General features: G+C 63.9%; 24 protein-coding genes. 11 read left to right on the top strand and 13 right to left on the bottom strand.

The annotated features are described in order from the left end of the window. Positions 1–18: 18 nt before the first annotated feature. Positions 19–678, bottom strand: coding sequence for a glutathione S-transferase family protein (locus LCM4577_RS18865; protein ID WP_071072820.1), 660 nt, complete (start codon positions 676–678; stop codon positions 19–21). A gap of 18 nt (positions 679–696) precedes the next feature. Further along, complete coding sequence (locus LCM4577_RS18870) at positions 697–2,100, bottom strand: patatin-like phospholipase family protein (RefSeq protein ID WP_071072849.1); 1,404 nt, start codon at positions 2,098–2,100, stop codon at positions 697–699. 216 nt (positions 2,101–2,316) lie between these two features. On the opposite strand from LCM4577_RS18870, the gene LCM4577_RS18875 reads away from it, so the two are divergent. Further along, positions 2,317–2,496 (top strand): CsbD family protein, encoded by a 180-nt coding sequence (locus LCM4577_RS18875; protein WP_041012477.1) that lies wholly within the window; start codon positions 2,317–2,319, stop codon positions 2,494–2,496. A 51-nt stretch (positions 2,497–2,547) separates the two neighbouring features. Here LCM4577_RS18875 and LCM4577_RS18880 read toward each other — a convergent pair whose 3' ends face one another. Beyond that, the gene (locus LCM4577_RS18880; protein ID WP_083354771.1) at positions 2,548–3,678 is read right to left on the bottom strand and encodes a metallophosphoesterase; all 1,131 of its coding nucleotides are present in this window, start codon (positions 3,676–3,678) and stop codon (positions 2,548–2,550) included. A 140-nt stretch (positions 3,679–3,818) separates the two neighbouring features. On the opposite strand from LCM4577_RS18880, the gene LCM4577_RS18885 reads away from it, so the two are divergent. Beyond that, positions 3,819–4,406, top strand: coding sequence for a hypothetical protein (locus tag LCM4577_RS18885; protein ID WP_041012476.1), 588 nt, complete (start codon positions 3,819–3,821; stop codon positions 4,404–4,406). A 23-nt stretch (positions 4,407–4,429) separates the two neighbouring features. On the opposite strand, the gene LCM4577_RS18890 is transcribed toward LCM4577_RS18885, so the two are convergent. Continuing rightward, positions 4,430–5,092: a TetR/AcrR family transcriptional regulator gene (locus tag LCM4577_RS18890; protein WP_116390102.1), complete on the bottom strand. Its 663-nt coding sequence runs from the start codon at positions 5,090–5,092 to the stop codon at positions 4,430–4,432. A gap of 116 nt (positions 5,093–5,208) precedes the next feature. Here LCM4577_RS18890 and LCM4577_RS18895 point away from each other — a divergent pair, with 116 nt between their 5' ends. Further along, positions 5,209–5,967: an NIPSNAP family protein gene (locus tag LCM4577_RS18895; protein WP_071034987.1), complete on the top strand. Its 759-nt coding sequence runs from the start codon at positions 5,209–5,211 to the stop codon at positions 5,965–5,967. Here LCM4577_RS18895 and LCM4577_RS18900 read toward each other — a convergent pair whose 3' ends face one another. After that, positions 5,968–6,804: an alpha/beta fold hydrolase gene (locus LCM4577_RS18900; protein ID WP_244508372.1), complete on the bottom strand. Its 837-nt coding sequence runs from the start codon at positions 6,802–6,804 to the stop codon at positions 5,968–5,970. It abuts the gene before it with no gap. Further along, positions 6,801–7,739 carry a choline ABC transporter substrate-binding protein gene (gene choX / locus LCM4577_RS18905; protein ID WP_071072823.1) on the bottom strand — a complete coding sequence of 313 codons (939 nt, stop codon included), beginning with the start codon at positions 7,737–7,739 and terminating at the stop codon, positions 6,801–6,803. The genes LCM4577_RS18900 and choX overlap by 4 nt, the downstream gene beginning before the upstream one ends. A gap of 81 nt (positions 7,740–7,820) precedes the next feature. Here choX and betI point away from each other — a divergent pair, with 81 nt between their 5' ends. From betI to LCM4577_RS18925, 4 genes are all read left to right on the top strand, one after another. Next, positions 7,821–8,471 (top strand): choline-responsive transcriptional repressor BetI, encoded by a 651-nt coding sequence (gene betI, locus LCM4577_RS18910; protein WP_116390103.1) that lies wholly within the window; start codon positions 7,821–7,823, stop codon positions 8,469–8,471. Positions 8,472–8,736: 265 nt separating this feature from the next. Beyond that, a complete protein-coding gene (gene fumC / locus LCM4577_RS18915) occupies positions 8,737–10,134 on the top strand; it encodes a class II fumarate hydratase (RefSeq protein ID WP_041012471.1) in 1,398 nt (465 codons plus the stop codon). A gap of 405 nt (positions 10,135–10,539) precedes the next feature. Continuing rightward, positions 10,540–10,962: a DoxX family protein gene (locus LCM4577_RS18920; RefSeq protein ID WP_040980879.1), complete on the top strand. Its 423-nt coding sequence runs from the start codon at positions 10,540–10,542 to the stop codon at positions 10,960–10,962. A gap of 122 nt (positions 10,963–11,084) precedes the next feature. Beyond that, positions 11,085–11,507 carry a DoxX family protein gene (locus LCM4577_RS18925; RefSeq protein WP_071034991.1) on the top strand — a complete coding sequence of 141 codons (423 nt, stop codon included), beginning with the start codon at positions 11,085–11,087 and terminating at the stop codon, positions 11,505–11,507. A 27-nt stretch (positions 11,508–11,534) separates the two neighbouring features. On the opposite strand, the gene ppx is transcribed toward LCM4577_RS18925, so the two are convergent. Both ppx and LCM4577_RS18935 read right to left on the bottom strand, forming a co-directional pair. Further along, the gene (gene ppx / locus LCM4577_RS18930) at positions 11,535–13,070 is read right to left on the bottom strand and encodes an exopolyphosphatase (protein ID WP_071072825.1); all 1,536 of its coding nucleotides are present in this window, start codon (positions 13,068–13,070) and stop codon (positions 11,535–11,537) included. Next, a complete protein-coding gene (locus LCM4577_RS18935; RefSeq protein ID WP_071072827.1) occupies positions 13,067–15,262 on the bottom strand; it encodes an RNA degradosome polyphosphate kinase in 2,196 nt (731 codons plus the stop codon). The genes ppx and LCM4577_RS18935 overlap by 4 nt, the downstream gene beginning before the upstream one ends. A 253-nt stretch (positions 15,263–15,515) precedes the next feature. Here LCM4577_RS18935 and LCM4577_RS18940 point away from each other — a divergent pair, with 253 nt between their 5' ends. After that, positions 15,516–15,761, top strand: a complete 246-nt coding sequence (locus LCM4577_RS18940) for a zinc-finger domain-containing protein (RefSeq protein WP_027169907.1) — start codon at positions 15,516–15,518, stop codon at positions 15,759–15,761. Between the two features lie 16 nt (positions 15,762–15,777). Then, on the top strand, positions 15,778–17,013 hold the full coding sequence (locus tag LCM4577_RS18945; RefSeq protein ID WP_071072855.1) for an FAD-dependent monooxygenase: 1,236 nt from the start codon (positions 15,778–15,780) through the stop codon (positions 17,011–17,013). A 75-nt stretch (positions 17,014–17,088) separates the two neighbouring features. Here LCM4577_RS18945 and LCM4577_RS18950 read toward each other — a convergent pair whose 3' ends face one another. The 5 genes from LCM4577_RS18950 to LCM4577_RS18970 all read right to left on the bottom strand — a co-directional run bounded on the left by LCM4577_RS18950 (position 17,089) and on the right by LCM4577_RS18970 (position 22,271). Continuing rightward, a complete protein-coding gene (locus LCM4577_RS18950) occupies positions 17,089–17,730 on the bottom strand; it encodes a TIGR02117 family protein (RefSeq protein ID WP_371410060.1) in 642 nt (213 codons plus the stop codon). Positions 17,731–17,959: 229 nt separating this feature from the next. Next, positions 17,960–18,763 (bottom strand): amino acid ABC transporter ATP-binding protein, encoded by an 804-nt coding sequence (locus tag LCM4577_RS18955; RefSeq protein WP_052457670.1) that lies wholly within the window; start codon positions 18,761–18,763, stop codon positions 17,960–17,962. 67 nt (positions 18,764–18,830) lie between these two features. Further along, positions 18,831–19,988, bottom strand: coding sequence for an amino acid ABC transporter permease (locus tag LCM4577_RS18960; protein WP_040980866.1), 1,158 nt, complete (start codon positions 19,986–19,988; stop codon positions 18,831–18,833). Positions 19,989–19,992: 4 nt separating this feature from the next. Next, positions 19,993–21,180, bottom strand: a complete 1,188-nt coding sequence (locus LCM4577_RS18965) for an amino acid ABC transporter permease (RefSeq protein ID WP_040980864.1) — start codon at positions 21,178–21,180, stop codon at positions 19,993–19,995. A gap of 62 nt (positions 21,181–21,242) precedes the next feature. Then, entirely contained in the window at positions 21,243–22,271 is a 1,029-nt protein-coding gene (locus LCM4577_RS18970; protein WP_040980862.1) for an amino acid ABC transporter substrate-binding protein, read from the bottom strand. A 465-nt stretch (positions 22,272–22,736) separates the two neighbouring features. On the opposite strand from LCM4577_RS18970, the gene LCM4577_RS18975 reads away from it, so the two are divergent. Both LCM4577_RS18975 and LCM4577_RS18980 read left to right on the top strand, forming a co-directional pair. Next, positions 22,737–23,909: a cystathionine beta-lyase gene (locus tag LCM4577_RS18975; protein WP_071034998.1), complete on the top strand. Its 1,173-nt coding sequence runs from the start codon at positions 22,737–22,739 to the stop codon at positions 23,907–23,909. Positions 23,910–24,067: 158 nt separating this feature from the next. Beyond that, positions 24,068–24,766, top strand: a complete 699-nt coding sequence (locus LCM4577_RS18980; RefSeq protein ID WP_244508373.1) for an RNA polymerase sigma factor — start codon at positions 24,068–24,070, stop codon at positions 24,764–24,766. Positions 24,767–24,902: the final 136 nt, after the last annotated feature.

The raw sequence follows: 24,902 nt of genomic DNA on the forward strand, positions 1-24,902 counted from the left end.
TTGGGAGCCGTCCCGCGCTCAATCCTGTTCGTGTGGCCCCGGCTCGGGCCACGGTTCCTTCGCCGCTTCGGCGTACCAGCAACGCATCGCTGGTGTCGCCAACACCGCATCGACATAGGCGCGGGTGACGGGCGCCAGCTCGCCGCCATAAGTGTCGAAGCGCGTGACGACCGGCGCATACATGGCATCGGCCGCGGTGAAATGGCCGAACAGGAAGGGACCGCCCTCGCCATATTGCTCGCGGCACTGGCGCCAGATCGCCTCGATCCTCGCCCGCTGCGCCTCGCCCTCGGCATCGAGCGGCTTGTGCGATTTCGGCCGGCGCAGATTCATCGGCCAGCCGTAGCGAACCTCACGGAAGCCGGAGTGCATCTCGGTCGCCACCGAACGCGCCAACTGACGGGCGCCGAGGTCCTCCGGCCAGAGCTTTTTCTCGGGGTAGAGATCGGCCAGATATTCAAGGATTGCGAGGGTTTCCCAGACGATCCTGCCGTTATGAATCAGCACCGGCACCAGCCCGGTCGGCGACACCTTGGCAAGGTTGGCCGCCGTTTCCGGCGTGCGCAGCCGCACGAACCCTTCCTCGAAAGGGATATCCAGGTGCTTCATCGCCACCCATGGCCGGAGCGACCAGGAGGAAAAGCACTTGTTGCCGATGTAGAGGGTGAACTCCGCCAAGACCGTCTCCCGATGATGTCAATCCGCTTCGGCCGTCGTTATCGCCGATGGCCTGACGCCAGCGCGGGCCTGGATCGCGGCGACCGCCGCCTTTATGTCGGGGTTGACCTCGATCGCCTTGCGGCCGGCCTCGATCGTCAGGTCCACCTGATCGACAGACAGCCGCAGCCTGGTCGGAATTTCGTTGAGCTTCGCTTGCATCGCCGGATCGACATCGGCGAAGGACAGGTGCTGGACCACAAGGCGGACATCACGGCAGTTCCAGCCGGCCGCCGATCCGCGATAGGCGGAAACGGTGGAAGCCGGCAGCCCGCAACGATAGCGCACCAGCTCACCCTTCCATTGCGAGACGGCGAGTTTCAGCGCATCGAACTCGTCGCGCACCGAGGCGGCGAGCGTGGTGCTGGTCACCGCATCGAGGAGTTCGGCAGCCTTTGGCCCGTGCAGGGACTTCGCCCAGCTCACGTCGCTGTCGCTCCCGGCATCGGCGACAACGAAGATCAGCGTGTTCAGACGCACCGCCGCTGAGGGCGACAGCGGCCCGTAAGGCGTGCCCGCGGCGGAGCGCTCGAGCGTGAAGCCGGTGACGCCGATATTGTCGGTCAGGCCGCCATCGAGCAGCTTCACATAGTCGAGCGGGTCGGCGTTCTGGTAGGAATCCAATGCGCTGGCATAGGCCTTGAGCCGCAGCGAGGCATTGCGATCCGCGAGCGCAAGGCTCAGCCATTGCGGCCTGCGGTAACCGCAATGGGGACTGGTCGCCGAGACCACGATCGGCGCGAAGACGATCGGCACGGCGGCCGACGCCGCGACCGCATCGGCAATCCGCACCTTGTCGAGGTCGCTGCACAATGCGGCGAAGGTGTCGTAGGTGAAGAGGAACGGCGTGCGATTGTAGATGTCGGAGGCATTGATCCAGACGATCGGCCCCTTCGGCCGATGGAAGGCCTTGAATGTGGCGCCGTCGAACAGATGGTCGTTCAGCCATCTGGCGAAACCGCTGCGGTCGTTGACGCCGCCATAATAGGCGCGGATGAAATTGACCGGCGACAGCGATGTCCTGAGGTCGGCCTCGGCGTCCTGGATGAGAAAGCGTTCGCGAAAATCGCCATAGCCTTCCCTGCCGCGATAACCGAAATAAGCGGCAGCGACCGCGCCGCCCGAGGCGCCGGAAATCATCCTGATGTTGTCGACCAATGTGCGCCGGCGCGGCTGCTGGTCAACGACGATATCGTCCAGCGCGCGCAAGACGCCATAGGAAAAGGCCGCGGCGCGGGTGCCCCCGCCGGAAAAGGCCAGCCCGACGACGGTCGAGCCGTCATCGGCGGGATCGGGGATGTAGGTGGGCGACGGGTGGCCGACTTGCGTGGTCAGCACATTGATCGGCCCGACATCGTCGGCAACGCAGCCGGCCAGGGCCATCAGGATAGCGACAAAAGCCACACGAAGACGCAAACCCGGTTCCCCCAGGGCTGCCTCTCCCGCAGCCGCCGCGAACCTAACCGGATTGTATTGCCCGATGCAACCACCGGTACAAAGACGTCGCCATGGTCGGGAACCTGAACCGCTCCGGCACGTTATGAGACCCGGATGCGGTTCTCGCATCCAACTCCCATCGAGACCCCAGGAGATGCGCGTATGGTGAACAGGGATCAGGTCGCCGGCATTGCCAAGCAAATGAAGGGTTCGGTCAAGCAGGCGGCTGGCAAGGCCACCGGCAACCGGCGGACAGAGGTCGAAGGCGTTGCCGACAAGATCGCCGGCAAGGTGCAGAAGGCCTATGGCGACGTGAAGGACAAGGTCAAGAAGACTTTCTGATCTCTTAGCCGTTGACGACAAGGCTTTGGAGGCCGCCGTGGGGCGGCCTTTTCATGTCTGGAATTGCTTGGCCAAGGCGTTGGTGAAGACGATCTCGCCGTGATCGCCAGTTGCTTCGCCTAGCACCACATCCATGTTGTCGGCCGTCACCCTGGCCAGCGCGAAGCCGCCCATATAGGCCGCCTTCGGCTTGAGAATATCGAGCCCGTCGCGCTGGTAGATCATCGGCACTTCATGCTGGTGGCCGTGGAAGACGGCAATGACGTTGTAACCCCTGATCGCGGCCAGCAGCGCCTGGCGGTCGGCCTCGCCCCACCAATGCGGGCGGCCCGTGCCATCGTCGTCAAAGGTGCGTTTCACCGGGTCCCAACGCTCGGTCGAGAAACTGTCCCAGCCATAATGCTGGAACAGCACGACCGGACGGCCGTCGCCGGCATAGGTGGCGAGGTCCTGCTTCAGCCAGGGCAGGCTGCTCGGCACGCCGTGGCCGGTGTCCCCGGCGAAGCGGTGCGTCTGGATAAGATGCAGGCCGCCCCAGTCCCAGGAATAGCAGTCGGTGTCGACATCATATTCGGTTGCGGGCACCGGCGGCTTGAAAAACACGCCTGGGCGATGATTGACCTCGACATAGTCGCGCAATTCGCGGCGATACCAGTCGACATGCGGCGGCGAGCCGTTCTGGTCGAGATCGTGATTGCCGAGCCCGACATAGACCGGGATGTGGACGCGATCCGGCCCGACGCCCTCCTGGTAGCGCTGCGAGAACTGCAGAAGCTGCGTGCCTTCGCTGGGCTCGGTGACCTGGCCGCCGCCATCGTCGGTGATGTCGCCGCCGGTGACGAGGCCGAGCGGCGTGCCGATACGGGTGCCGGCCGAATGCAGGCCGGTGGAGACGCCGTTGATCTCGGCCGGCCACCTTTTGTCTGCAATCGCGTTTAGCGCCGCGACATTGCGCAAAAGCGCTGCATCGGTCTTGCCTTCCTGCCGGCAGTTGGGGCTGAGCCCGCTCGCCATGCGGCAAGCATGGATATCGGCGATGAAGAGGAAGGTGGCGTCGATCGGCTGGATGCGCTTGCCGGTCTGGCCGACGGCCGCGCGAGGCAAGGCGCAGGTGGCAGCGAGACCTCCCATCCGGGCGATGAAGGTGCGGCGCGAAACGAGTGCTGGCGAAGAGCGATTCATCGTCACTCGATTAAACATCCTCGAGCCGGCTCGTCCACCGTGAAGACGTTTCGCGCGCGGTGCAATCGTGAATGACTCCTGGTCGACAGCACAGCGGTGGTCTGTCATTGCTTTGGAACATGCATCCAGGGGAGGAAGGCATGAAAATCCTCACAATCGGCATGACGCTCGCCATGCTCGCCGGCACCGCGCAGGCTGCCGACTGCGTCGACGGCAAATCCGCGAAAGCCGGCTTCGTGCTCGAAAAGCCCGGTATCCGCAGCGAGTTCCGGCCGGCGCCCGGCGGCATGATCGCGGTCGCCAACAAGTACGAATCGGATTCACCGCAGACGCAGTATCTCTATGCCGGGTTGATCGAAGTGTTCCGCGACAGCGACACTGGGCGGCTGTCGATGATCCCGCTCGGCGACTTGAAGAAGCTGTTCCCGCTGAAGGCCGGCGCCAAGAGCAAGACCGAATTCGTGCGCCTGTCTTCGAAAAAGGCGCCGAAGGGCACCGAGACCTTGGCCTTGGCCGTCAAGGGCAAGGACAGCTACAAGCTCGGTGACTGCAAATACAATGTGCTCGTGGTCGGCGAAACGATCACCGGGGATTCCGGTGCGGTCATCGACAGCTTCACCGCGCTGTATTCGCCGGACCTGCAGGCGGTGCTGGCGCGGCGCTATGACGAAGGAACGAGCGCGCAGAGCGAGGTGGGGTTCGAGACGATCAAGCCGCTGAAGGAGTAAGGCGTAATTGTCGACTGCAGGCACTATCCGATTTTCGGCCGTGGCAACACACGACGACGGTGCTTTGCCGTCAATCCGCCCTGCGATGGCAAGAGCTCGAAACTTTCCAACCCCTGCAAGCACTCCCGCAACACCCGGGCGTCCTGGGATGTCTTGGCCATCGACATGGCGCCGGAATAGGTAGCGACGGTGAGCGCCGCAAAACGCTCCGGATCGGTCCCACCCTCCCCGTCGCCCAGCTGGTCGGCCCGGATCTTGTCGGCGATCGCCTGGCGCCAATCGGCAAGGATCATGGCCAGCGCCAGGCGAAATTCATCGTCGGCCAGCGACAGTTCATGCGCGAGGTTGTTGAGCGGGCAGCCGCGCACATAGCCCTGCTGTTCGAGCTCCGCGGCCACCGCCTCGAACACGGCCCGCACCCCTTGGCGGGCCGACGGCGCCGCCAGCACCGGGTCGATCCAGGTTTCCCGGACCGCGGCCGCCACCCGTTCCTCGATCACCGCCAGCGCCAGCGCCTTCTTGGTCGGGAAATGGTGGTGCAGCGCGCCGCCCGTGACGCCGGCCGCCGCCATCAGATCGCCGAGGCTCGAGGCGTGATAGCCGCGCGCCTGGAAGGCGTCTTCCGCCACGTCGAGGACTCGCCGGCGCATGCCTTCCGGATCGTTGGTGCGCTTTTTGCGAGCCATATGCGACCTTCCCTTCTCGCGTTGTGGGAGAAGGAAAAGAAAATATCAGATTGACAAAACAGGACAACCGGTCTGTTTATAAAACAGGACGATCACCCTGTTTTGAGATTCCGACCATGAACCGGCCTTTCCGCCTTGCCTCGCCTGTCGTGGACCTGCGGCAATACGCGCTGAAGCCGGGGCAGCGCGAAACGCTGATCGCGCTGTTCGACCGCGAGTTCGTCGAGACGCAGGAAGCGACGGGCATGACCGTCATCGGCCAGTTCCGCGACCTCGACCGTCCCGACATGTTCGTCTGGCTGCGCGGCTTCGAGGACATGGAGGCAAGGAAGGACGCGCTGAGCGCTTTCTATTGCAGGCCAGTCTGGGCCGCGCATCGCGATGCCGCCAATGCGACGATGATCGATTCCGACGACGTGCTGCTGCTGAAGCCGGCCTGGCCGGGTGCGGCGTTCAACCTCTCGGGGTTGCTTCGGCCGACAGATACCGAGGCTGAAACTACGAACGATGAGAGCCGCTTGTCAGGCTTTGTTGAGATTTCGATTCATCATTTGCAGCCAGGCATCGAGGCTGGCTTTGCCGAGCGCTTCCGGGCGGAGGCGGCTCCGCTGCTTGCGGCAAACGGCGCCCGGCTGCTCGGCGCCTTCATCAGCGAGCATGCCGAAAACACGTTTCCGCGGCTGCCGGTGCGTGCCGCGGAAAATGTCTTTGTCATCGTCACCGGTTTCGATGATGTCGATGTCCATGCCGGCCATCAAGCCGCCCTCGCCGCTTCGCCGGCATGGCAGGCGGCCCACGAAACCATGACGGCTGTTTCCACAAAGCCGGTCGAGACGTTGCGCCTGATACCGACGAGCCGGTCGCTGTTGCGGTAGTCACGCGGCCGGAAACATGCCCGCTGTTGCGTTGGCGACAAAGGCCGGGTCTTCCCAATGCGGGTTATGGCCGCAATCCTGCGCCCACACCAGACGCGACCCGGCGATCGCCTCCGCCATCGACTGCTGGTGCGCGGGGCCGAAAAGCGGGTCGCGCCCGCCGGCGATGATCAGCGTCGGGACCTGCACGGTCCGCGCCGCGGCGGTCAGATCGGTGCTGCGGACTTCCTCGAGAATGGCGCGCCAGCGCGCTGTGGGAATCGCCGAAGCGTCCTTCGCCAGACCTGCCAGAAAAGCCCGCGGCACGACCGGCTGGCAGGCATGCCACCAGTCATAGAACGGATCGGACGGCGAGATCGGATCCCGCAGAGCCGTGACGCCATCGATCAACGGGTGATCCGATCCGAAATCGGGCTTCAGTGTGCTGGCCAGGATCACCAACCCGCCGATCAGCTCTGGATACCGGGCGGCCAGCGCGATCGAGACCATGCCACCCAGCGAATGCCCGACAACGACCGGCCGGTCTAGTCGCAGGCGCCGGATCAGCCCAGCAATGTCGTCGGCGAAACTGGCGACAGCAAAACCCTGGCCCGCTGGCGAGCCACCGTGGCCGCGCAGGTCCGGCATGATCAGCCAGCGCCCCGGAAGATGCGGGGTCAGCAGCGAGAAACTGCGGCTGGTGTCGGTGAAGCCATGAACCAGGAGCAGCGGCGGCTCCGAGCCGGCGACCTCGACATAGGCAAGGTCGAGACCGCCGACGTCGACGCTTCGCTTGTGGCCGGCCCAGGCGTCCTGCTCGGCCTCCTGATCCGCCAGCTCAAAAGCTGCCGGCCTCACAGTCCGAGCTTTTGCTTGACCGCTGCAAGGCCGGGCTTGCCGTCGAAGGTGGTGACGCCGGCGAGCCACGTATCGAGGCGGTCCTTGTGCAAGGTGATCGACTTCAACGCCCCGTCCTCCGGCTTCATGCCGTCATTGATGAGGTAGCCCATGCCGACATTTTCCATGTCGATGTCGAAGGCGAGGTTCTTCAGGAATTGCGCCACGTTCGGGCATTCCTGCAGAAAACCCTTGCGCACCTGCGTCGTCACGGTGGCGGCGCCGAAATTCGGACCGAAGAACTTGTCGCCGCCGGTCAGGTACTTGAAGTCGTACATCGTGTTCATCGGATGCGGCGCCCAGCCCTGGAAGATGATGAACTGCTTCTCCTTGATCTCGTAGCCGACCTCCGAGAGCATGCCCGCCTCGCTCGACTCGACAACCTGCCAGCCATCGAGCTGGAACTGCGGATCGGCAATGGCGTCCATCATCAGCTGGTTGGAGCCGGGCTCGATGCCGTACATCTTCTTGCCGAACTTGTCGGCAAACTTATGCAGGTCGGAAAGATCCTTGACTCCGGCCTCCCAGACATAGGTCGGCACGGCGAAGGTGTATTTGGCGCCGACCAGATTGACCCTCACATTCTCGATCGAGCCGTCCTTCTTGTAGGGCTCATAGTAAGTGACCATCGCCGGGTCCCAGTAGCCGAGGAACAGATCGAGGTCTTTGTTCTTCATCCCTTCGTAGATGACGTTGATGCCGAGCACCTCGCTCTGCGGCTCGTAGCCGAGCGCCTGGAGCAACACCTTGGCCACGCCGGTGGTGAAGGCGAGATCGTTCCAGCCTGGCTCGGCCATGCGGACCGCTTTACAGCTTTCGGCCTCGGCGGCCCGGGCCGCCTGGGAAGCCATGATCAGGGCCGCGAGACAGACGCCATTCGCAAGCATGCGCAACATTCCGGTTCTCCTCATCGTCGAAATTGACCTTTTGGTCGATTTATTGTCCCACTGGTCAATCGTTGATCTGATCGGACGAAAATGTCAACATGGATTCGCCATGCATGGATCGGTCCGTTGAAACTCACGCGCCTCAGCGACATACGCCGCAAGGAGTTGCGGCAGGCGGCGTTCGCCGTTCTGGAGCGCGAAGGCATCGCCGGCGCGACGCTGGAAAAGGTCGCGGCCCAGGCCGGCGCCTCGAAGGGCATCGTGCTGCATTATTTCCGCAACAAGCAGGAGCTGTTCGAGCACGCCATGCGCGAAGCCAACGCCGTGCTCTGTCACGCCGTGGTCGCCAGGCTGCAGCGGGCGCGCACGCCGATGGAGCGGCTGGATGCCGTGATCGAGGGCAATTTCGAGGAGCACCTGTTCCTGCCGCCACTCTGCCATGCCTGGCTGTCGCTCTGCGCCGAGGTGCCGCGCGACGAGAAGCTGGCGCGCATCCAGAAGGTGATCCACGCGCGCATGCGCTCGAACCTCTTGTCCGGCCTGCGCGGCCTCGCTTCGCCCGAACTGGCCGACGAGATCGTGCTTGGCGTCACCGCTTTGATCGACGGGCTGTGGCTCAGGCTCGGCCTGCAGCCGGGCAGCGTCACGCGCGAGCAGGCGGTGCGTCAGGTCAAGGACTTCGTCGCGGGGCGGCTGGCGCTACGCCATCCCGCTCCCGTCGGGCTGGCCTCGGCGGGATAAAGATCATATCGAGCGATAGCCCGCCGGGTGGATGGCGGCTAGGCGGGGTGAGATTGACCGCTCAATAGGCTGTCTCAGTCCTTGAACCCAAGCTTTGAGAGGCTGACGAGACTGTGCGCCGAGAACGGCATCGACATTGTCGGGCCGCCGCTGGGGTGAGCCTTCTCTTCAACCGATTTGCATCTTTCCTGCCCGCAATCTCCGCTTGATGCCGTTTGTGCAACGCGATACGCCCTTGCCCAAATCGACAGATCGGAGAGTTGCCGTGAGCGCTGAGAAGACCAGAACAGAAACCGATACGTTCGGCCCGATCGAAGTGGCGGCCGACCGCTATTGGGGCGCGCAGGCACAGCGTTCGCTGGGCAATTTCAAGATCGGCTGGGAGAAGCAGCCGGCTTCGATCGTGCGTGCGCTCGGCATAGTCAAGCGCGCCGCTGCCGAAGTGAACATGGAGATGAAGCGGCTCGATCCCGCCATCGGAAAGGCGATCGTGGACGCCGCGCAGGAAGTCATCGACGGCAAGCTTAACGATCACTTCCCGCTGGTGGTGTGGCAGACGGGCTCGGGCACGCAGTCCAACATGAACGCCAATGAGGTGATCTCCAACCGGGCGATCGAGATGCTCGGCGGCATCATGGGCTCGAAGAAGCCGGTGCACCCGAACGACCACGTCAATATGAGCCAGTCGTCCAACGACACCTATCCGACGGCCATGCACATCGCCTGCGCCGAGCGGGTCGTCAACCATCTGATCCCGGCCCTGCATCATCTGCACAAGGCGCTCGACGCCAAGGCCCGCGCGTTCAACCACATCATCAAGATCGGCCGCACGCACACGCAGGACGCCACCCCGCTGACGCTCGGCCAGGAATTTTCCGGCTATGCCGCGCAGGTCGCCTCGTCGATCAAGCGTATCGAGCAGACGCTGCCCGGTTTGCAGGAGCTGGCGCAGGGCGGCACCGCCGTCGGCACCGGCCTCAATGCGCCGGTCGGCTTCGCGGAAAAGGTGGCGGATCGCATCGCTTCGATCACCGGCATCGCCTTCGTCACCGCGCCGAACAAGTTCGAGGCGCTCGCCGCACACGACTCCATGGTGTTCTCGCATGGCGCGATCAACGCCGCGGCCGCGGCCCTCTTCAAGATCGCCAACGACATCCGCCTGCTCGGCTCAGGCCCGCGCTCCGGCCTCGGCGAGCTGTCGCTGCCGGAAAACGAGCCCGGCTCCTCGATCATGCCCGGCAAGGTCAATCCTACCCAGTGCGAGGCGCTGACGCAGGTCTGCGTGCAGGTGTTCGGCAACAATGCCGCGCTCACCTTCGCCGGCAGCCAAGGCCATTTCGAGCTCAATGTCTACAACCCGCTGATGGCCTACAACTTCCTGCAGTCGGTGCAGTTGCTGGCCGACGCTTCCGTGTCCTTCACCGACAATTGCGTGGTGGGCATCGAGGCGCGGGAAGACAACATCAAGGCCGCGCTCGAGCGCTCGCTGATGCTGGTGACGGCGCTGGCGCCGACCATCGGCTACGACAACGCCGCCAAAATCGCCAAGACCGCGCACAAGAACGGCACGACCTTGCGCGAGGAAGCGCTCGCCACCGGGCTGGTCAGCGAAGCCGATTACGACCGCCTGGTGCGCCCGGAGGACATGACGCATCCGGGGTAAAAGGACCCGACGCAGGGCAAGACCCTCGCGAGATCGTCATTCCAGGGCGAAGCAGGAGCGAAGCTCCGTCGCCGAGACCCTGGAATCCATGCCGTTACTTCGGGCGTGGAGCACGACGGAGCAAAAACCTGCACCGCAGCGGCTGTTTTGACGTCACGGCATGGATCCTCGGGTCTGCGCCGCGTCGCTTCGCTCCTTGCTCCGCCCGTGGATGAAGAAGCGATCGGGATTTTGCGGCAGTACAATTTACCTCCTTCACCTCATCTACCGACATGATTTTCGCGCCTGCCCGCGAATCCCGAAAACATACGTCCTGTGAACAATGTGTTGCCGCATAGGCGGCTTTTTGTGAACAGTCTCCATCGTTTATCTAACGGGCCATTCAACCCCGTTCGGAGAACCGCCATGTCCATCAACTCTTCCGTCGCCGGCAACGGCGCAGCATCCAACAACTCCACCACGATCCTGCTCGGCCGCATTCTGCTTGCCGTCATCTTCCTGCTTTCCGGCTTCGGCAAGCTCACCGCCATTTCCGGCACCGCCGGTTATTTCGGGGCTCTCGGCCTGCCGGTGCCGACCGTAACCGCCGTCGTCGTCGGCCTGATCGAACTGCTCGGCGGCCTTGCCATCCTCCTCGGCTTCCAGACCCGCATCGCCGCCTGGGTGCTGGCCATCTTCACGATCGCCACCGGGCTGGTCGCGCACACCGGCTGGGCCGATCAGATGCAGATGATCCAGTTCCTCAAGAACCTCGCCATCACCGGCGGCTTCATCCTGCTCGCCTCGTCCGGCGCCGGCTCCTATTCGATCGACGCCAAGCGCGCCTAAGTCTTCCCTCCCAGCCCTGAACGCAAGCGGCGCGGAATTTTTCGCGCCGCTTTTTCGTTGCAGGCGTAGACTGCACCGGCAGCCGGCGTCATGCCGACCGGGCGCCGGCAAGGGAGGTGGCCATGTTTCGCAACGCGTTGCTTCTGGTCTCGCGGCTCCTTCTTGCCGCGCTCTTCGTGCCATCGGGCTTCCAGGCGCTTACCAATATCGGCGGCACGATCAACTATTTCGCCGGCCTCGGCCTGCCGCTGCCGGCTTTGGCAGCCTGGGGCACAGGGCTGTTCGAGCTGATTGCCGGGCTGTTGATCCTCGTCGGTTTCCAGACGCGGATCGTGGCGCTGCTGCTTGCCGCTTTCTGTGTGGTTGCGGGTTTCATCGGCCATTATGGCCAGGGCGGCGACGACGCCACGCTTGCCTTCCTGCACCAGCAGATGCTGATGAAGGATATCGCCATTGCCGGCGGCTTCCTGGCGCTCGCCATGGCCGGCGCCGGCGCATGGTCGGCTGACGGGCGTGGCTTCGGGATCGGCGCCGAGGTGACTTGAAGCGCCGGCCCTATTTCGCCGAAACGCCTATTTTACCGAGACACTTGGTCCGCCCTCCACCGCCAGCACCAGGCGGCGGTTGGTGATGCGCGCGAGCTGCGCCAGCCGGCCCCCAGGCCGCTCGCCATAGAGGTCGGCGAGCGAGGCAGGCAGCACCAGCGCCAGCGCACCGTTGCCGCGGCTTTCCCATTTCAGCCTCGGCATGACGCCCGGCATTGCAGCGGTGAGGAGATAGACCACACGCATCATCGCCGCCAGCACGCGGGCGCGCTCGAGCAGACGCGGCGGCGCCAGCGCCTTGATCTCCGGCGCGATGCCGTCGTTGAAGATGCCGTCATGGCGATAGGCGTTGGCCAGGGCCAGATAGGCGCGGCCGGGGTGATCGACGCCGATGAAGGAGGCATGCGCGATGATATTGAGCGACTGCCTGCCACGGTATTCCGGGTGCGCGCGCCAGCCGATATCGGCGAGCAGGCAGGCGGCATGGCGATAGCGCGCCTCGTCCTCTGTCTCGTCGATGCCGAAGGCCTTGAACGCCGTTCCGGTCCATTCGACCAGATCGTGCGCATGGTGTACCGAGCGCGAGCGCAACAGCGCCAGTTCCTCGGCGGCCGAGATCAGCGGGTCGGCTTTCTGCTCCTCGGCGTCGAGCAGCGAATAGAGGAAGCCCTCGCGCACGCCCTGCGCCGAAACGACGATCTTCGAGGGCTGCATCGCCGCCATGATCTCCTGGAGCACCACCGCGCCATAGGGCAGAAGCGAACGGCGGTTCTTGGAGACGCCCTCGATGCCGCGCACCTTCTCGACCTCGCCCTTGGCCACCTGCTTCAGGAACGCCTGCGCGCTGTCGGCCGAAATCTCGTAGTGATGCATGACRCCGAGCGGATAGTTGGTCATCTCCATATGCAGCCTGGCGAGGTTTCGCCAGGTGCCGCCGACGGCATAGAAGACCCTGCCCTGCCCGCCCTTGAGCAGCTTTGCCCGCGCCAGTTCCTGGCGCGCGATCTTCTGGGCCTGCGCCAGCGAGTTCTTCGCCATGTCCTGCAGGCGCAGACCGCCGAGCGGCAGCGTGATGCCGTCGCCGATCGCCTCGCGATTGATGTCGATCAGCTCAAGGCTGCCGCCGCCAAGGTCGCCGGCGATGCCGTTTGCCGGATGGAAGCCGGAAATGACGCCGAGTGCCGAATAATAAGCCTCCTGGCGGCCAGTGAGCACGCGGATCTCGGTCTTCAGCACATCCTCGGCGCGATGGATGAAATCGGGGCCGTTGCCGGCCTCGCGCGCCGCGGCGGTGGCCAGAACATAGATGTGCTCCGCGCCCGCTTGATCCGACAGCGCGCGGAACCGGCGGAATTCCTCCATCGAGCGCGTCACCGCCTCGGGGTCGAGCTTGCCCGTCGAAACGATGCCGCGGCCGAGGCCGGCCAGCATCTTCTCGTTGAACAGAAGCGTGGGCGAGCGCGCCAGCCCCTCATAGACGACAAGGCGGATCGAGTTCGATCCGATATCGATGATCGACAGCGGTCGCCGGTCCTGAAGCCGGCCCTGGGAAACTGCGATCACGCGGCGCCGTTCTTCTTGCGGCGCTTGAACTGGGCGATGCGCTTGGGCGCATGCGATTTCAGCGCGTCGCCCCGTCCGGAGAGGCTCGGATTGGTCATGAAATATTCCTGCGCGTTGAACGGTTCCTCACCCTCTTCCAGCACAACGCGCCGGGAGGTGCCGTCAGCCAATACGTCGAAACTTTGCTGGTTGTCCATGACATTGCCCAGCATGATCTGACCAAGCACCTGTTCATGCACAGTTGGATTGGTGATCGGCACCAGGGTCTCGACGCGGCGGTCGAGATTGCGCGGCATCATGTCGGCGGACGAGATGTAGACGATCGCCTCGTCCGACGGCAGGCCGTGGCCGTTGCCGAAGCAGAAGATGCGGCTGTGCTCGAGGAAACGGCCGACGATCGATTTGACCCTTATGTTCTCGGAAAGGCCCGGCACCTGCGGCCTCAGGCAGCAGATGCCGCGCACGACGAGGTCAATCTCGACGCCTGCGCGGCTGGCGTCGTAAAGCGCATCGATGACGATCGGATCGACCAGCGCATTCATCTTCATCCAGATGCGCGCCGGCCGGCCTTCGCGCGCGTGGACGATTTCCTCGGCGATGTGCTTGAGGATGCGCTTGCGCAGCGTGAAAGGCGACACGGCAAGCCGCATCTCCTCGGCCGGTTCGGCATAACCGGTGATGAAGTTGAAGATTTGCGCGACATCGCGCGCGATCGCGGGATCGGTGGTGAAGAAGGACAGATCGGTGTAGATGCGGGCGGTGACCGGGTGGTAGTTGCCGGTGCCGAGGTGCACGTAATTGCGCAGCTTGCCATCCTCGCGGCGCACCACCAGCGACATCTTGGCGTGCGTCTTCAATTCGAGGAAGCCGAACACGACCTGCACGCCGGCGCGTTCGAGGTCGCGCGCCCAGCGGATGTTGGCCTCCTCGTCGAAGCGCGCCTTGAGCTCGACGAGCGCCGTCACCGACTTGCCGGTCTCGGCGGCGTCGATCAGGGCGCGCACGATCGGGCTGTCGTTGGAGGTGCGATAGAGCGTCTGCTTGATCGCCACCACTTCCGAATCCGCCGCCGCCTGGCGCAGGAACTGCACCACCACGTCAAAGGATTCATAGGGGTGGTGGACGATGATGTCCTTCTCGCGGATGGCGGCAAGGCAGTCGCCGCCATGCTCGCGGATGCGCTCGGGGAAGCGTGGATTGTAGGGCGTGAATTTCAGATCGTCGCGCGGAATGGCGACGATTTCGGAAATCTGGTTGAGCGCAAGCGGGCCGGTGAGCACGCTGATGCGGCTCGACGAGACGCCGAGTTCRCCGGCGACGAAATCGCGCAGCTCGGCCGGCATCAGCGTGTCGAATTCGATGCGGATCACCGAACCTCGCCGGCGCCGCTTCAGCGCCGTCTCGAACAGGCGCACGAGATCTTCCGACTCTTCCTCGACCTCGATATCGCTGTCGCGGATGATACGGAACGTGCCGGAGCCCTTGACCTCGTAGCCTGGGAAAAGCTTGCCGATATAGATGCCGACCGCCTCCTCCAGCGGAATGAACCGCACATGGTGCTTGCGGTCGGGCAAGCGGATGAAGCGCCTGAGCGCCACCGGCAGGCGCAAGAGCGCGCTCATCTCCTCGCCGTTCTTGCGGTGGCGCAGTTGCAGCGCGATCGAGAAGCCTAGATTGGGGATGAACGGGAACGGATGCGCCGGATCGATCGACAGCGGCGTCAGCACCGGGAAGACCTGCTCCTGGAAATGCTCTTCCAGCCAGGCCTTCTCGTCCTTGGTGAGCGCGTCGCGGGTGATGCTTTCGATGCCTTCCTTGTTGAGCAGGGTCATCAGCGCCGAGAGGCTCTTCTGCTGGTCTTCCTGCAGGCGCTCGACCTCGCGCAGCAATTGCTCGAGCTGCTGCTCGGGCGTGCGGCCGTCCGGGCTCTTCAGCGCGATGCCCTCGCGCACCTGGCCGGYAAGGCCGGCGACGCGCACCATGAAGAATTCATCGAGATTGGCGGCCGAGATCGACAGGAAACGGACGCGTTCGAGCAGCGGATGATGCTGGTTCAGCGATTCTTCCAGCACGCGGCGGTTGAATTGCAGCCAGGAGAATTCGCGGTTGACGAAACGGTCGGGATTGCCGCCGTCCGGGCTGGCCGCCTCGACGGTGATGAACTCGCTCTGCACCGGCTTCAGTTCGTTCATGGTTTCCCGCTCTTGCCCGCAACCGTCCCTGGGGAGCGCCGCATATTGCCGTTCGGCGACGCTCTAGCATGTCTTTGTGACGCATGATCGTCACGGAATCGCTCCGACGCCCGGCCTCATGCGCTTAACCGGCTCAACTTATCCTCTGACAGGCTTTTGCGACAGTTTGATTTCATCGATCTTGCAAACTGGGCTGTTATGCTCCAGATGCAGGCTGGTCACACCCACTGGCCGAACCCAATTGGAGACGACGATGGCAGGCGGCAGCATTCCCCATTTCCAAAACGACGCGGGCCATCCGGTCATCGAGATCGGCGTCAAGGAATTCATGTGCACCGGCGCCAACCCGCCTTTCGACCATCCGCATGTGTTCCTCGACATGGGCGACGACAATGAGAAGGTCTGCCCCTACTGCTCGACGCTCTATCGCTATTCGCCATCGCTGAAAGCGACGGAAACGCAGCCGGCCGGCTGCCTCTATGTCGACCAGGCCGCCTGATCGCCCCCTTTCGACCATGACTGAAACGCGGTCCCGGCAGATCGTCATCGTCGGGGCTGGCATCGCCGGRCTGACGGYAGCACTTGCCTTCGCCGAGCGCGGCTTCCCGGTAAGACTGTTCGAGCAGGCCAGGCAACTCGAAGCGGCCGGCGCCGGCCTCCAGCTTTCCCCCAACGCGACCCGCATCCTGCGCCGGCTCGGCGTGCTCGAGCGCCTGCTGCCCGAGGCGATCCGGCCGCAAGCGGTGGTGCTGAAGGATGCGAGAAGCCTGCGCGAGCTGGCGCGCGTGCCGCTCGGACAGGCAGCCGAGCAGCGCTGGGGCGCGCCTTATCTCGTGGCGCACCGCGCCGACCTTCAGGCGGCGCTGATGGAGGCAGTGGCGGAACGGCCCGACATCGAGCTTGTCACCGGCGCGCGGGTGACGGGCATCGCCGTCGACCCGCAAGGCATAAGCGCGACGGTCGAGACCGACGGCAAAGCGACGGATGTCGCGGGCGGCCTGCTGGTCGGAGCGGACGGCGTATGGTCCTCGGTTCGCGCAGAGCTTGCAGGCAGGCAAGCGGCTTTCATGAAAAGCCGTTTCTCGGGCCGACTGGCCTGGCGGGCCACGGTGGCGGCCGAAAGCGCCGCTGGGCAGACTTTCGCCGAGATCGGCTCGGCGGACTGCGTCACCACCTTCCTGCATCCCGGCTTCCATATGGTCGCCTATCCGGTGAGCAAAGGCCGCGCCGTCAACCTCGCCGCCTTCACCAAGGGCGAACGCATCGCCGAAGGCTGGTCGGGTCATGCAGACCCGGCCATCCTGTCCAAGGCCGTGCATGACACCGCAGCGATGCTCGCAAGGCTCGTCGCGCTGGCAGGGCCGTGGACAGCGTTTCCAATGCACACCGTCCAGCAACAGCGCTGGACGGCCCCGCAAGGCATCGCGCTGATCGGCGACGCAGCGCATGCGATGACGCCTTTCGCGGCGCAGGGCGCGGCCATGGGGATCGAGGACGCGTCGATGTTGGCCAATCTGATCGCCGACTTCCCCGGCGATCCAACTCAGAGCCTCACCGTCTGGGAAAACCTCAGGCGACCGCGCGTCGAAAGAGTGCTGAAACGCGGCGCGCTCAACCGGCTGGCCTGGCACGCCTGGGGGCCGGTGGCGATCGCCCGCAACCTGGTGCTGGCGACGCGGCCAGCGGAGAAGCTCGCGGCAGACCTGGACTGGCTCTACGGATGGGAAGAGCGGAAGGTTGTGCGGCGATAGGGTATCGTCGACGAACGACTGACCAGATAGGTCGGCGGTGTGACGGAGCGTAGCGTTTGCAGGTTCCCATCAGCCTCAGTCATACAATCCCATCGACCACCACAGCGACACCGGCAGCGGGTTCCACCATCCCGTGCGGATGCCGGCCACGCGCAGTCCCGCCGCCGTCCAGGTGTTGCAGCCAACCAGCGCGTTGAAATGGCCGTTAGCTTCGTAGAAGCGGTCATAGGTTGAATAGCCTGCGTTCTCGACCACCATCGGTCCATTCGGCCCCTGCTGGAAGCTCGCGGCGATGTAGTCGAGCAGAGCTGCAAAGTGCGCCTCGTCGATGTCGAAACCTGCAACATCCGGGTGCGGCTCCTTGATCGCGCCGGCGACATCGACATGCATGACCGAGGCGTCGACGGTCAGCGCCTTCAACACCGGCTCGGCCTTCAGCTGCGACCATGTCGGAGTCTCCAGATAGAAGGCGCGCCCGCCCCAGCCGAGGACGATATAGCGCGCCTCCGGCGCATCGACGGGCAGGCCGGCCGAGGCCAAGAAGGCGAAGCGCCGGCGCACGTCGTCATCGAGGGGCACGGCGATGTCGGTGTGGATCGGATTCTTCAGCACAAGGATGTGCCGTGTCCCCTCGCCTTCGGCCATTGCCGCGGGCCAGAGCGGGCGCGGCACCACCGTGCCGAGCGCGGCGGCAAGAAACACGGCTCCTACGAGCATTGCCAGATATCGCAGGAATTTCCGCATCAGGGAGGGTAAGCCGGTCGCCTCATGACTTCGTCATCCTCGGGCTTGACCCGAGGATCCGTGCCGTGACCTCGACCCAAGCGCGGCGGGGCAGAATTCTGAACCGTCGCAACGCCTTAGCGTCACGGCATGGATTCCAGGGTCTGCGCCGCGTCACTTCGCTCCTTGCTCCGCCCTAGAATGACGGAGCGGAGGCGCCGCCTCAGTGCAGGATCTGCGACAGGAACAGCTTCGTGCGCTCGTGGCGCGGATGATCGAAGAACTCGGCCGGCGTGTTCTGCTCGACGATCTGGCCCTGATCCATGAAGATCACCCTGTTGGCAACCTTGCGGGCAAAGCCCATCTCATGGGTGACGCACAGCATGGTCATGCCTTCCTCGGCAAGGCCAACCATCGTCTCCAGCACTTCCTTGATCATTTCGGGATCGAGCGCCGAGGTCGGTTCGTCGAACAGCATGATGCGCGGATTCATGCAGAGCGAACGGGCGATCGCCACGCGCTGCTGCTGGCCGCCGGATAGCTGTCCAGGATATTTATTGGCCTGTTCCGGAATCTTGACGCGCTTGAGGAAATGCATGGCAATTTCCTCGGCCTGCTTCTTCGGCATCTTGCGCACCCAGATCGGCGCCAGCGTGCAGTTCTCCAGGATGGTGAGGTGCGGGAACAGGTTGAAGTGCTGAAACACCATGCCGACCTCGCGGCGCACTTCGTCGATCTTCTTCAGATCGTTGGTGAGTTCCTTGCCGTCGACGATGATCTTGCCCTTCTGGTGCTCCTCCAGCCGGTTGATGCAGCGGATCATGGTCGATTTGCCGGAGCCGGACGGGCCGCAGATGACGATACGCTCGCCGCGCATCACCTTGAGGTTGATATCCTTCAGCACATGGAACTCGCCGTACCATTTGTGCATGCCGACGATGTCGATGGCGACATCGGTGGTTGAGACATGCATCTTTCCGGCGTTGACCTTGAGGTCTTCCGCGCTGACGGCGTTTTCGGTGGCCATGGCCAATTCCCCTTATCGTTGTTCTTGATACATGCCCCAAAACCGCTCCACAGTTTTGGGACACGCATCAGCGTTTGTAGCCGGTATCGAGCCGGCGTTCGGTGTACATTGAATAGCGCGACATGCCGAAGCACAACAGCCAGAAAACGAAGGCGGCAAAGATCAGGCCGGACTTCGGGGTCTGGGGCGTTGCCCAGTTCGGGTCGGCGAAGTTCTGCTTCACCACGCCGAGCAGGTCGAACATCGAGATGATCAGGACCAGACTGGTGTCCTTGAGCATGCCGATGAAGGTGTTGACGATGCCTGGGATGACCAGCTTGAGCGCCTGCGGCAGCACGATCAGGCCCATCTTCTGCCAGTAGCCAAGGCCGAGCGAGTCGGCGCCTTCATACTGGCCCTTGGGGATCGCCTGCAGGCCGCCGCGCACCACTTCGGCCATATAGGCGGCGGCAAACAGCGACACGCCGATCAGCGCCCGCAGGTATTTGTCGAAGGTGACGCCCGCAGGCAGGAACAGCGGCAGCATGACGCTGGCGAAGAACAGCACCGTGATCAGCGGAATGCCGCGCACCGTCTCGATGAAGACGACGCACAGCCATTTGATGATCGGCATCTTCGAACGCCGACCGAGCGCCAGCACGATGCCCAAAGGCAGCGACACGGCAATGCCGACGAAAGACAGGCTGAGCGTGACCAGCAACCCGCCCCAGCGCGGGGTTTCGACATGCGGCAGGCCGAACATGCCGCCGACCAGCAGGAAGAAGGCGACGATGGGCAGCGCCACGAAGAGCAGGATCGCGTTCAACCCCTTGCGCGGCACGCGCGGGATCAGCATCGGCACCAGCAGCGCCACGAACAGGATGGCGACAAGGATCGGCCGCCAACGCTCCTCGATGGGATAGGTGCCGAACATGAACTGGCCGAACTTGGCGTTGACGAAAGCCCAGCAGGCGCCGGTCCAACCGTCGGGTTGGATGCCGCCCTGCGAAGCGGTCGTGCATACCGTGCGGTCCGGGCCGGTCCAAACGGCGTTGATGAAGGCCCAGTTGATGATTTGCGGCAAGACCCAGAGCACGATGGCGATGCCCAACACCGTCAGGATGGTGTCGCCGACCGACCCGATCAGGTTCTTACGCACCCAGGCATAGGCGCCGCGTTCGGTAGGCGGGGCCGGCTGCGCAAGCGCCATCTCGGCGCGCACCCAGGACATATCATGTTCCTGCATGGCCCTACCTCTCCACCAGCGCCATTCTGGCGTTGACAATGTTCATGACAAAGGACGTCACGAGACTGAGCACCAGATAAGCGATCATCATGATGAACACGCCCTCGACCGCCTGCCCGGTCTGGTTCAGCACGGTGCCGGCGGTGGCGGTGAGATCGGGATAACCGATGGCGATCGCCAGCGAGGAGTTCTTGGTCAGGTTGAGATACTGGCTGGTGAGCGGCGGGATGACGATGCGCATCGCCTGCGGGATGACCACCAGCCGCAAGATCGGGCCGGAACGCAGGCCGAGCGCGGCCGCTGCTTCACTCTGGCCCTTGCTGACGCCCCTGATGCCGGCGCGCACGATCTCGGCGATGAAGGCCGCCGTGTAGAAGGACAACGCCAGCAGCAGCGACAGGAACTCCGGCTTGATCCAGAAGCCGCCGGTCAGGTTGAAGGTCGACTGCTTTGGGAAATCGAAGGTGAGCGGCATGCCGGCAAGCAGAAAGGCGAGCACCGGCAGGCCGACAATAAGCGCAACGGAGGTCCAGAACACCGGGAATTGCTGGCCGGTCGCCCGCTGCCGCTGTCGCGCCCTGTGGGCGACGAACCAGGTCATCGCGATGGCGAGCAGCAATGCGACGCCGATCAGCCAGGAGCCATCTCCCCAGACGGCGCGCGGCAGATAGAAACCACGCTGGTTGAGGAAGGAGCCGAGGGGCAGATGGATGCTCTCGCGCGGTGGCGGCAGCACTGCGAGCACGCCGGAATACCAGAAGAAGATGACCAGCAGCGGCGGAATGTTGCGGAAGATCTCGACATAGACCGTGCAGATCTTGCGGATCAGCCAGTTGTTTGACAGGCGGCCGATGCCGATGGTGAAGCCCACGATAGTGGCAAGCACGATGCCTGCGACGGCAACGATGATCGTGTTGAGCAAACCGACGACCAGCGCGCGGAAATAGGTCGAATCGGACGTGTAGGCGATCGGCGTGTCGGAAATGTCGAAACCGGCCCTGCTTTTCAGGAAACCGAAGCCTGACGCGATGTGCAGGCGCTGGAGGTTTTCGATCACATTGTGAACGATCCACCAGATCGAACCAAACAGCAGAATCACAACCAGCGTCTGGAAGAACAGGCCGCGTATTCTCGGGTCATTGATGAAGGAGCCGCGGCTCGACCCCTCGCGAAGGATTTCCTGCGAAGCCATGGACCGTCCCCTGGAAAGAGAAACCGGGAGGCAGGTGACCTGCCTCCCGGATCACGTTTCAATCAGCGGATCGGCGGACCGTATTGCAGGCCGCCCTTGGTCCACAGCGCGTTGATGCCGCGCGCGATCTTGAGCGGGCTGCCCGAGCCGACATTGCGCTCGAACATTTCACCGTAGTTTCCGACGGCCTTGACGATATTGACGACCCAGTCGTTGGAGAGGCCGAGATCGGCGCCATACTTGCCGTCAGGCTCTGTGCCGAGGATACGCTGGATGTTCGGGTCGGTCGACGTCTTCATCTCGTCGACATTCGCCTGGGTGATGCCGGCTTCTTCGGCGTTGAGCAGCGCAAAATAGGTCCAGCGCGCGATATGCGCCCACTGGTCGTCGCCCTGGCGCACGGCCGGGCCGAGCGGCTCCTTGGAGATGATCTCGGGCAGCACGACGTGATCGGCCGGCGAGGACAGTGTCAGGCGGATACCGTAAAGGCCGGACTGGTCGGTGGTGTAAGCATCGCAGCGGCCTGCGTCATAGGCGGCGTTGACCTCTTCCAGCTTCTCGAACACGACGGGGTTGTATTCCATCTTGTTCTTCTTGAAGTAGTCGGCAAGGTTGAGCTCGGTCGTGGTGCCGCTCTGCACGCAGACGGCGGCGCCCGAAAGCTGCAGCGCGGAGTTCACGCCCGGCAGCTTCTTGGCGTTGATCATGAAGCCCTGGCCGTCATAGTAGGTGACGCCGACGAAATCGAGGCCGAGCGCGCTGTCGCGGTTGCTGGTCCAGGTGGTGTTGCGCGACAGGATGTCGATCTCGCCCGACTGAAGCGCGGTGAAACGCTCCTTGGCGCTGAGCGGCGTGAACTTGACCTTGGAGGCATCACCGAAGACGGCGGCCGCGACGGCGCGGCAGAAGTCGGCGTCGATGCCCTTCCACTCGCCCTTGTCGTCCGGCGCCGAGAAGCCGGCGAGGCCGGTCGAAACGCCGCACTGGATGAAGCCCTTCTGCTTGACGGTGTCGAGCGTGCCGGCCGAAGCGGCGGACGCCATGAACCCTAGCGCGGCGGCGCCTAGGATGCCGATTGCAATGTGTTTCATGACCCACAGACCCTTTTTTCTGTTACAGACGCCCCTGCTGCCAGGCGACGCTTGATCTTTTTTCGTTTGTGAATGCAGCTTCCCACTTAAGGCCACTCCCGGACCCGCATCGGTTGCCGATGCACTGCCTCCCATTCACGAAACGCATCGAAGGCGATTATTCCTGTGAGGTCAAGGGAAATGACCGAATGCGGGGAGGTTCGAAAAGCAATTGCCGCAAATGCCTGAATTGCGGACAAGAGCCCATGAAATCGGCAGGCCATGCGAACAAATCAGCCAAGTTGCGTCGTTGCGAATCCATAGCCCGGCGGCCGAATCCGCTTCGGCAATAGCAGTGCTTTATTGGGCGCGCACGCCGTTGGATTGGCCTAGCGGAAGACCGGCCTTTGGCGGGCCCGGCGCGGTTGCGCGGGCTTTGCCGCCGCTTTATGGCTCTCATTCACATCATTTGACGGGCGACGAACCATGGCTAAGGACGGCATCGAAATGGGCATGAACACGCTGCTTGCCCATTCCGGCAACAATCCGCGCGATTATTTCGGCTTCGTCAATCCGCCGGTCGTGCACGCCTCGACGGTGCTCTATCCAGACGCGGCATCCATGGCCGGACGCAGCCAGAAATACACTTACGGCACGCGCGGCACGCCGACGATGGACGCGCTGACGCTCGCCGTCGATGCGCTGGAAGGCTCGGCCGGAACCATCGCCGTTCCTTCGGGTCTCGCCGCGGTGACGGTGCCGCTGCTCGCCTTCCTTGCCGCGGGAGATCACCTGTTGATCGTCGACAGCGTCTACCACCCAACGCGCCACTTCGCCGACACGATGCTGAAGCGGCTCGGCGTCGAGGTCGAATATTACGAGCCGCGCATCGGCGCCGGCATCGCATCGCTGATCAAGCCCAACACCAAGGTGGTGTTCACCGAATCGCCGGGATCGAACACCTATGAGGTGCAGGATATCCCCGCTATCGCGAAGGCGGCGCATGAAGCGGGCGCCATCGTGATGATGGACAACACCTGGGCGACGCCGCTCTACTTCAAGCCGCTCGGCCACGGCGTCGACATCTCCATCCATGCGGCGACCAAGTATCCGGCCGGCCATTCCGACGTGCTGCTCGGGCTGGTTTCTGCCAACGAGACCTATTGGAAGCAGCTCTATGACGGCTTCTGCACGCTGGGCTGCTGTTCGGGGCCGGACGACGTCTACCAGGTGCTGCGGGGCCTGCGCACCATGGGGGTGCGGCTCGAGCATCACCGCAAGAGCGCGCTCGATATCGCGCGCTGGCTCGAGGAACAGCCGGGCGTCGCGCAAGTGCTGCACCCGGCGTTGGAAAGCCATCCCGACCATGCGCTCTGGAAGCGCGATTTCTGCGGCTCGAGCGGCGTCTTCTCGGTCGTGCTCAAGGGCGGCGGGCAGAAGGCGCAGCACGCCTTCCTCGACGCGCTCAGGATCTTCGGGCTCGGCTATTCCTGGGGCGGCTATGAGAGCCTCGCCGTTCCGGTCTTCCTCGGCGACCGCACACTTGCCAAGGGTTCGTATGCCGGATCGCTGATCCGGCTGCAGATCGGGCTGGAGGACGTCGAGGACCTCAAGGCCGACATTCGCCGCGGCCTGGCCGCGGCGGCCGCCGCCGAGTAACGGGGCTGATCGGCGAGAGCTTCCATAGAGCGACAGACCGAGGGCAGCAGACAGGCCTCGGCCGAAGCGGTAGCATGGCCCGCGCAACCAACCTGGGAACCTTTTACCGGCAGGCGCATCCAATGCGGATGTAACGACCGCCGGGAGATCTGGACGAGATGAGAAAGCGTGCCATGCAAGCCGCCGAGGTCGGCCCGGTCGAGGCCGGCGACATGGCACTGGTGCGCCGGGCGCTTGCGCGCGATCCGGACGCGTTCCGCGCCATCATCAAGACGCACAACCAGCGGCTCTACCGCATCGCGCGCGGCGTCGTGCGCAATGACGCGGAGGCCGAAGACGTCTTGCAGGAAACCTATATGCGCGCCTTCAGCAGCCTAGGCGCCTTTCGCGGCGAGGCCTCGCTTTCGACCTGGCTGTCGCGCATCGCCATCAACGAAGCGCTCGGCCGGCTGCGAAAGCGCAAGCGCATCGTGGCGATGCCCGGAAATCCGGAAGCGCAGATCATCCGGTTTCCCTTGAACCAAAACGACGTGAATCCAGGTGACGATCCGGAGCGGACGATGGCGCAGCGGCAGATCCTCGGGCTTGTCGAACGGGCGACCGACAGCCTTCCCGATGTCTATCGCACCGTCTTCGTCGCCCGAGTCATCGAGGGCCTCAGCATCGAGGAAACCGCCGACCTGCTGGGCGTGAAGCCCGAGACGGTGAAGACCAGGCTGCACCGGGCGCGAGCGCTGGTGCGAAAGGCGCTGGACGACGAGATCGGCCCGGTGCTGCTCGACGCCTTCCCCTTCGCCGGCCGGCGCTGCGAGCGGCTGACGCAGGCGGTGATGAGAAGGCTGGGATTCGAGCCCTGAAGCGCGTCGCGGTCTTTCAGATTCGCTCCATGCGCTTTCGTTTTTGATTTTACGCATGTCTTTATCCCGAAACCGGTTCCCACTTTCGGGAGACATGCCTTAATTTCGATCTCCCGACCTTTTCCCGGGAACGTTT

Source organism: Mesorhizobium sp. LCM 4577 (assembly GCF_001854795.2).
GTDB lineage: Bacteria > Pseudomonadota > Alphaproteobacteria > Rhizobiales > Rhizobiaceae > Mesorhizobium > Mesorhizobium plurifarium.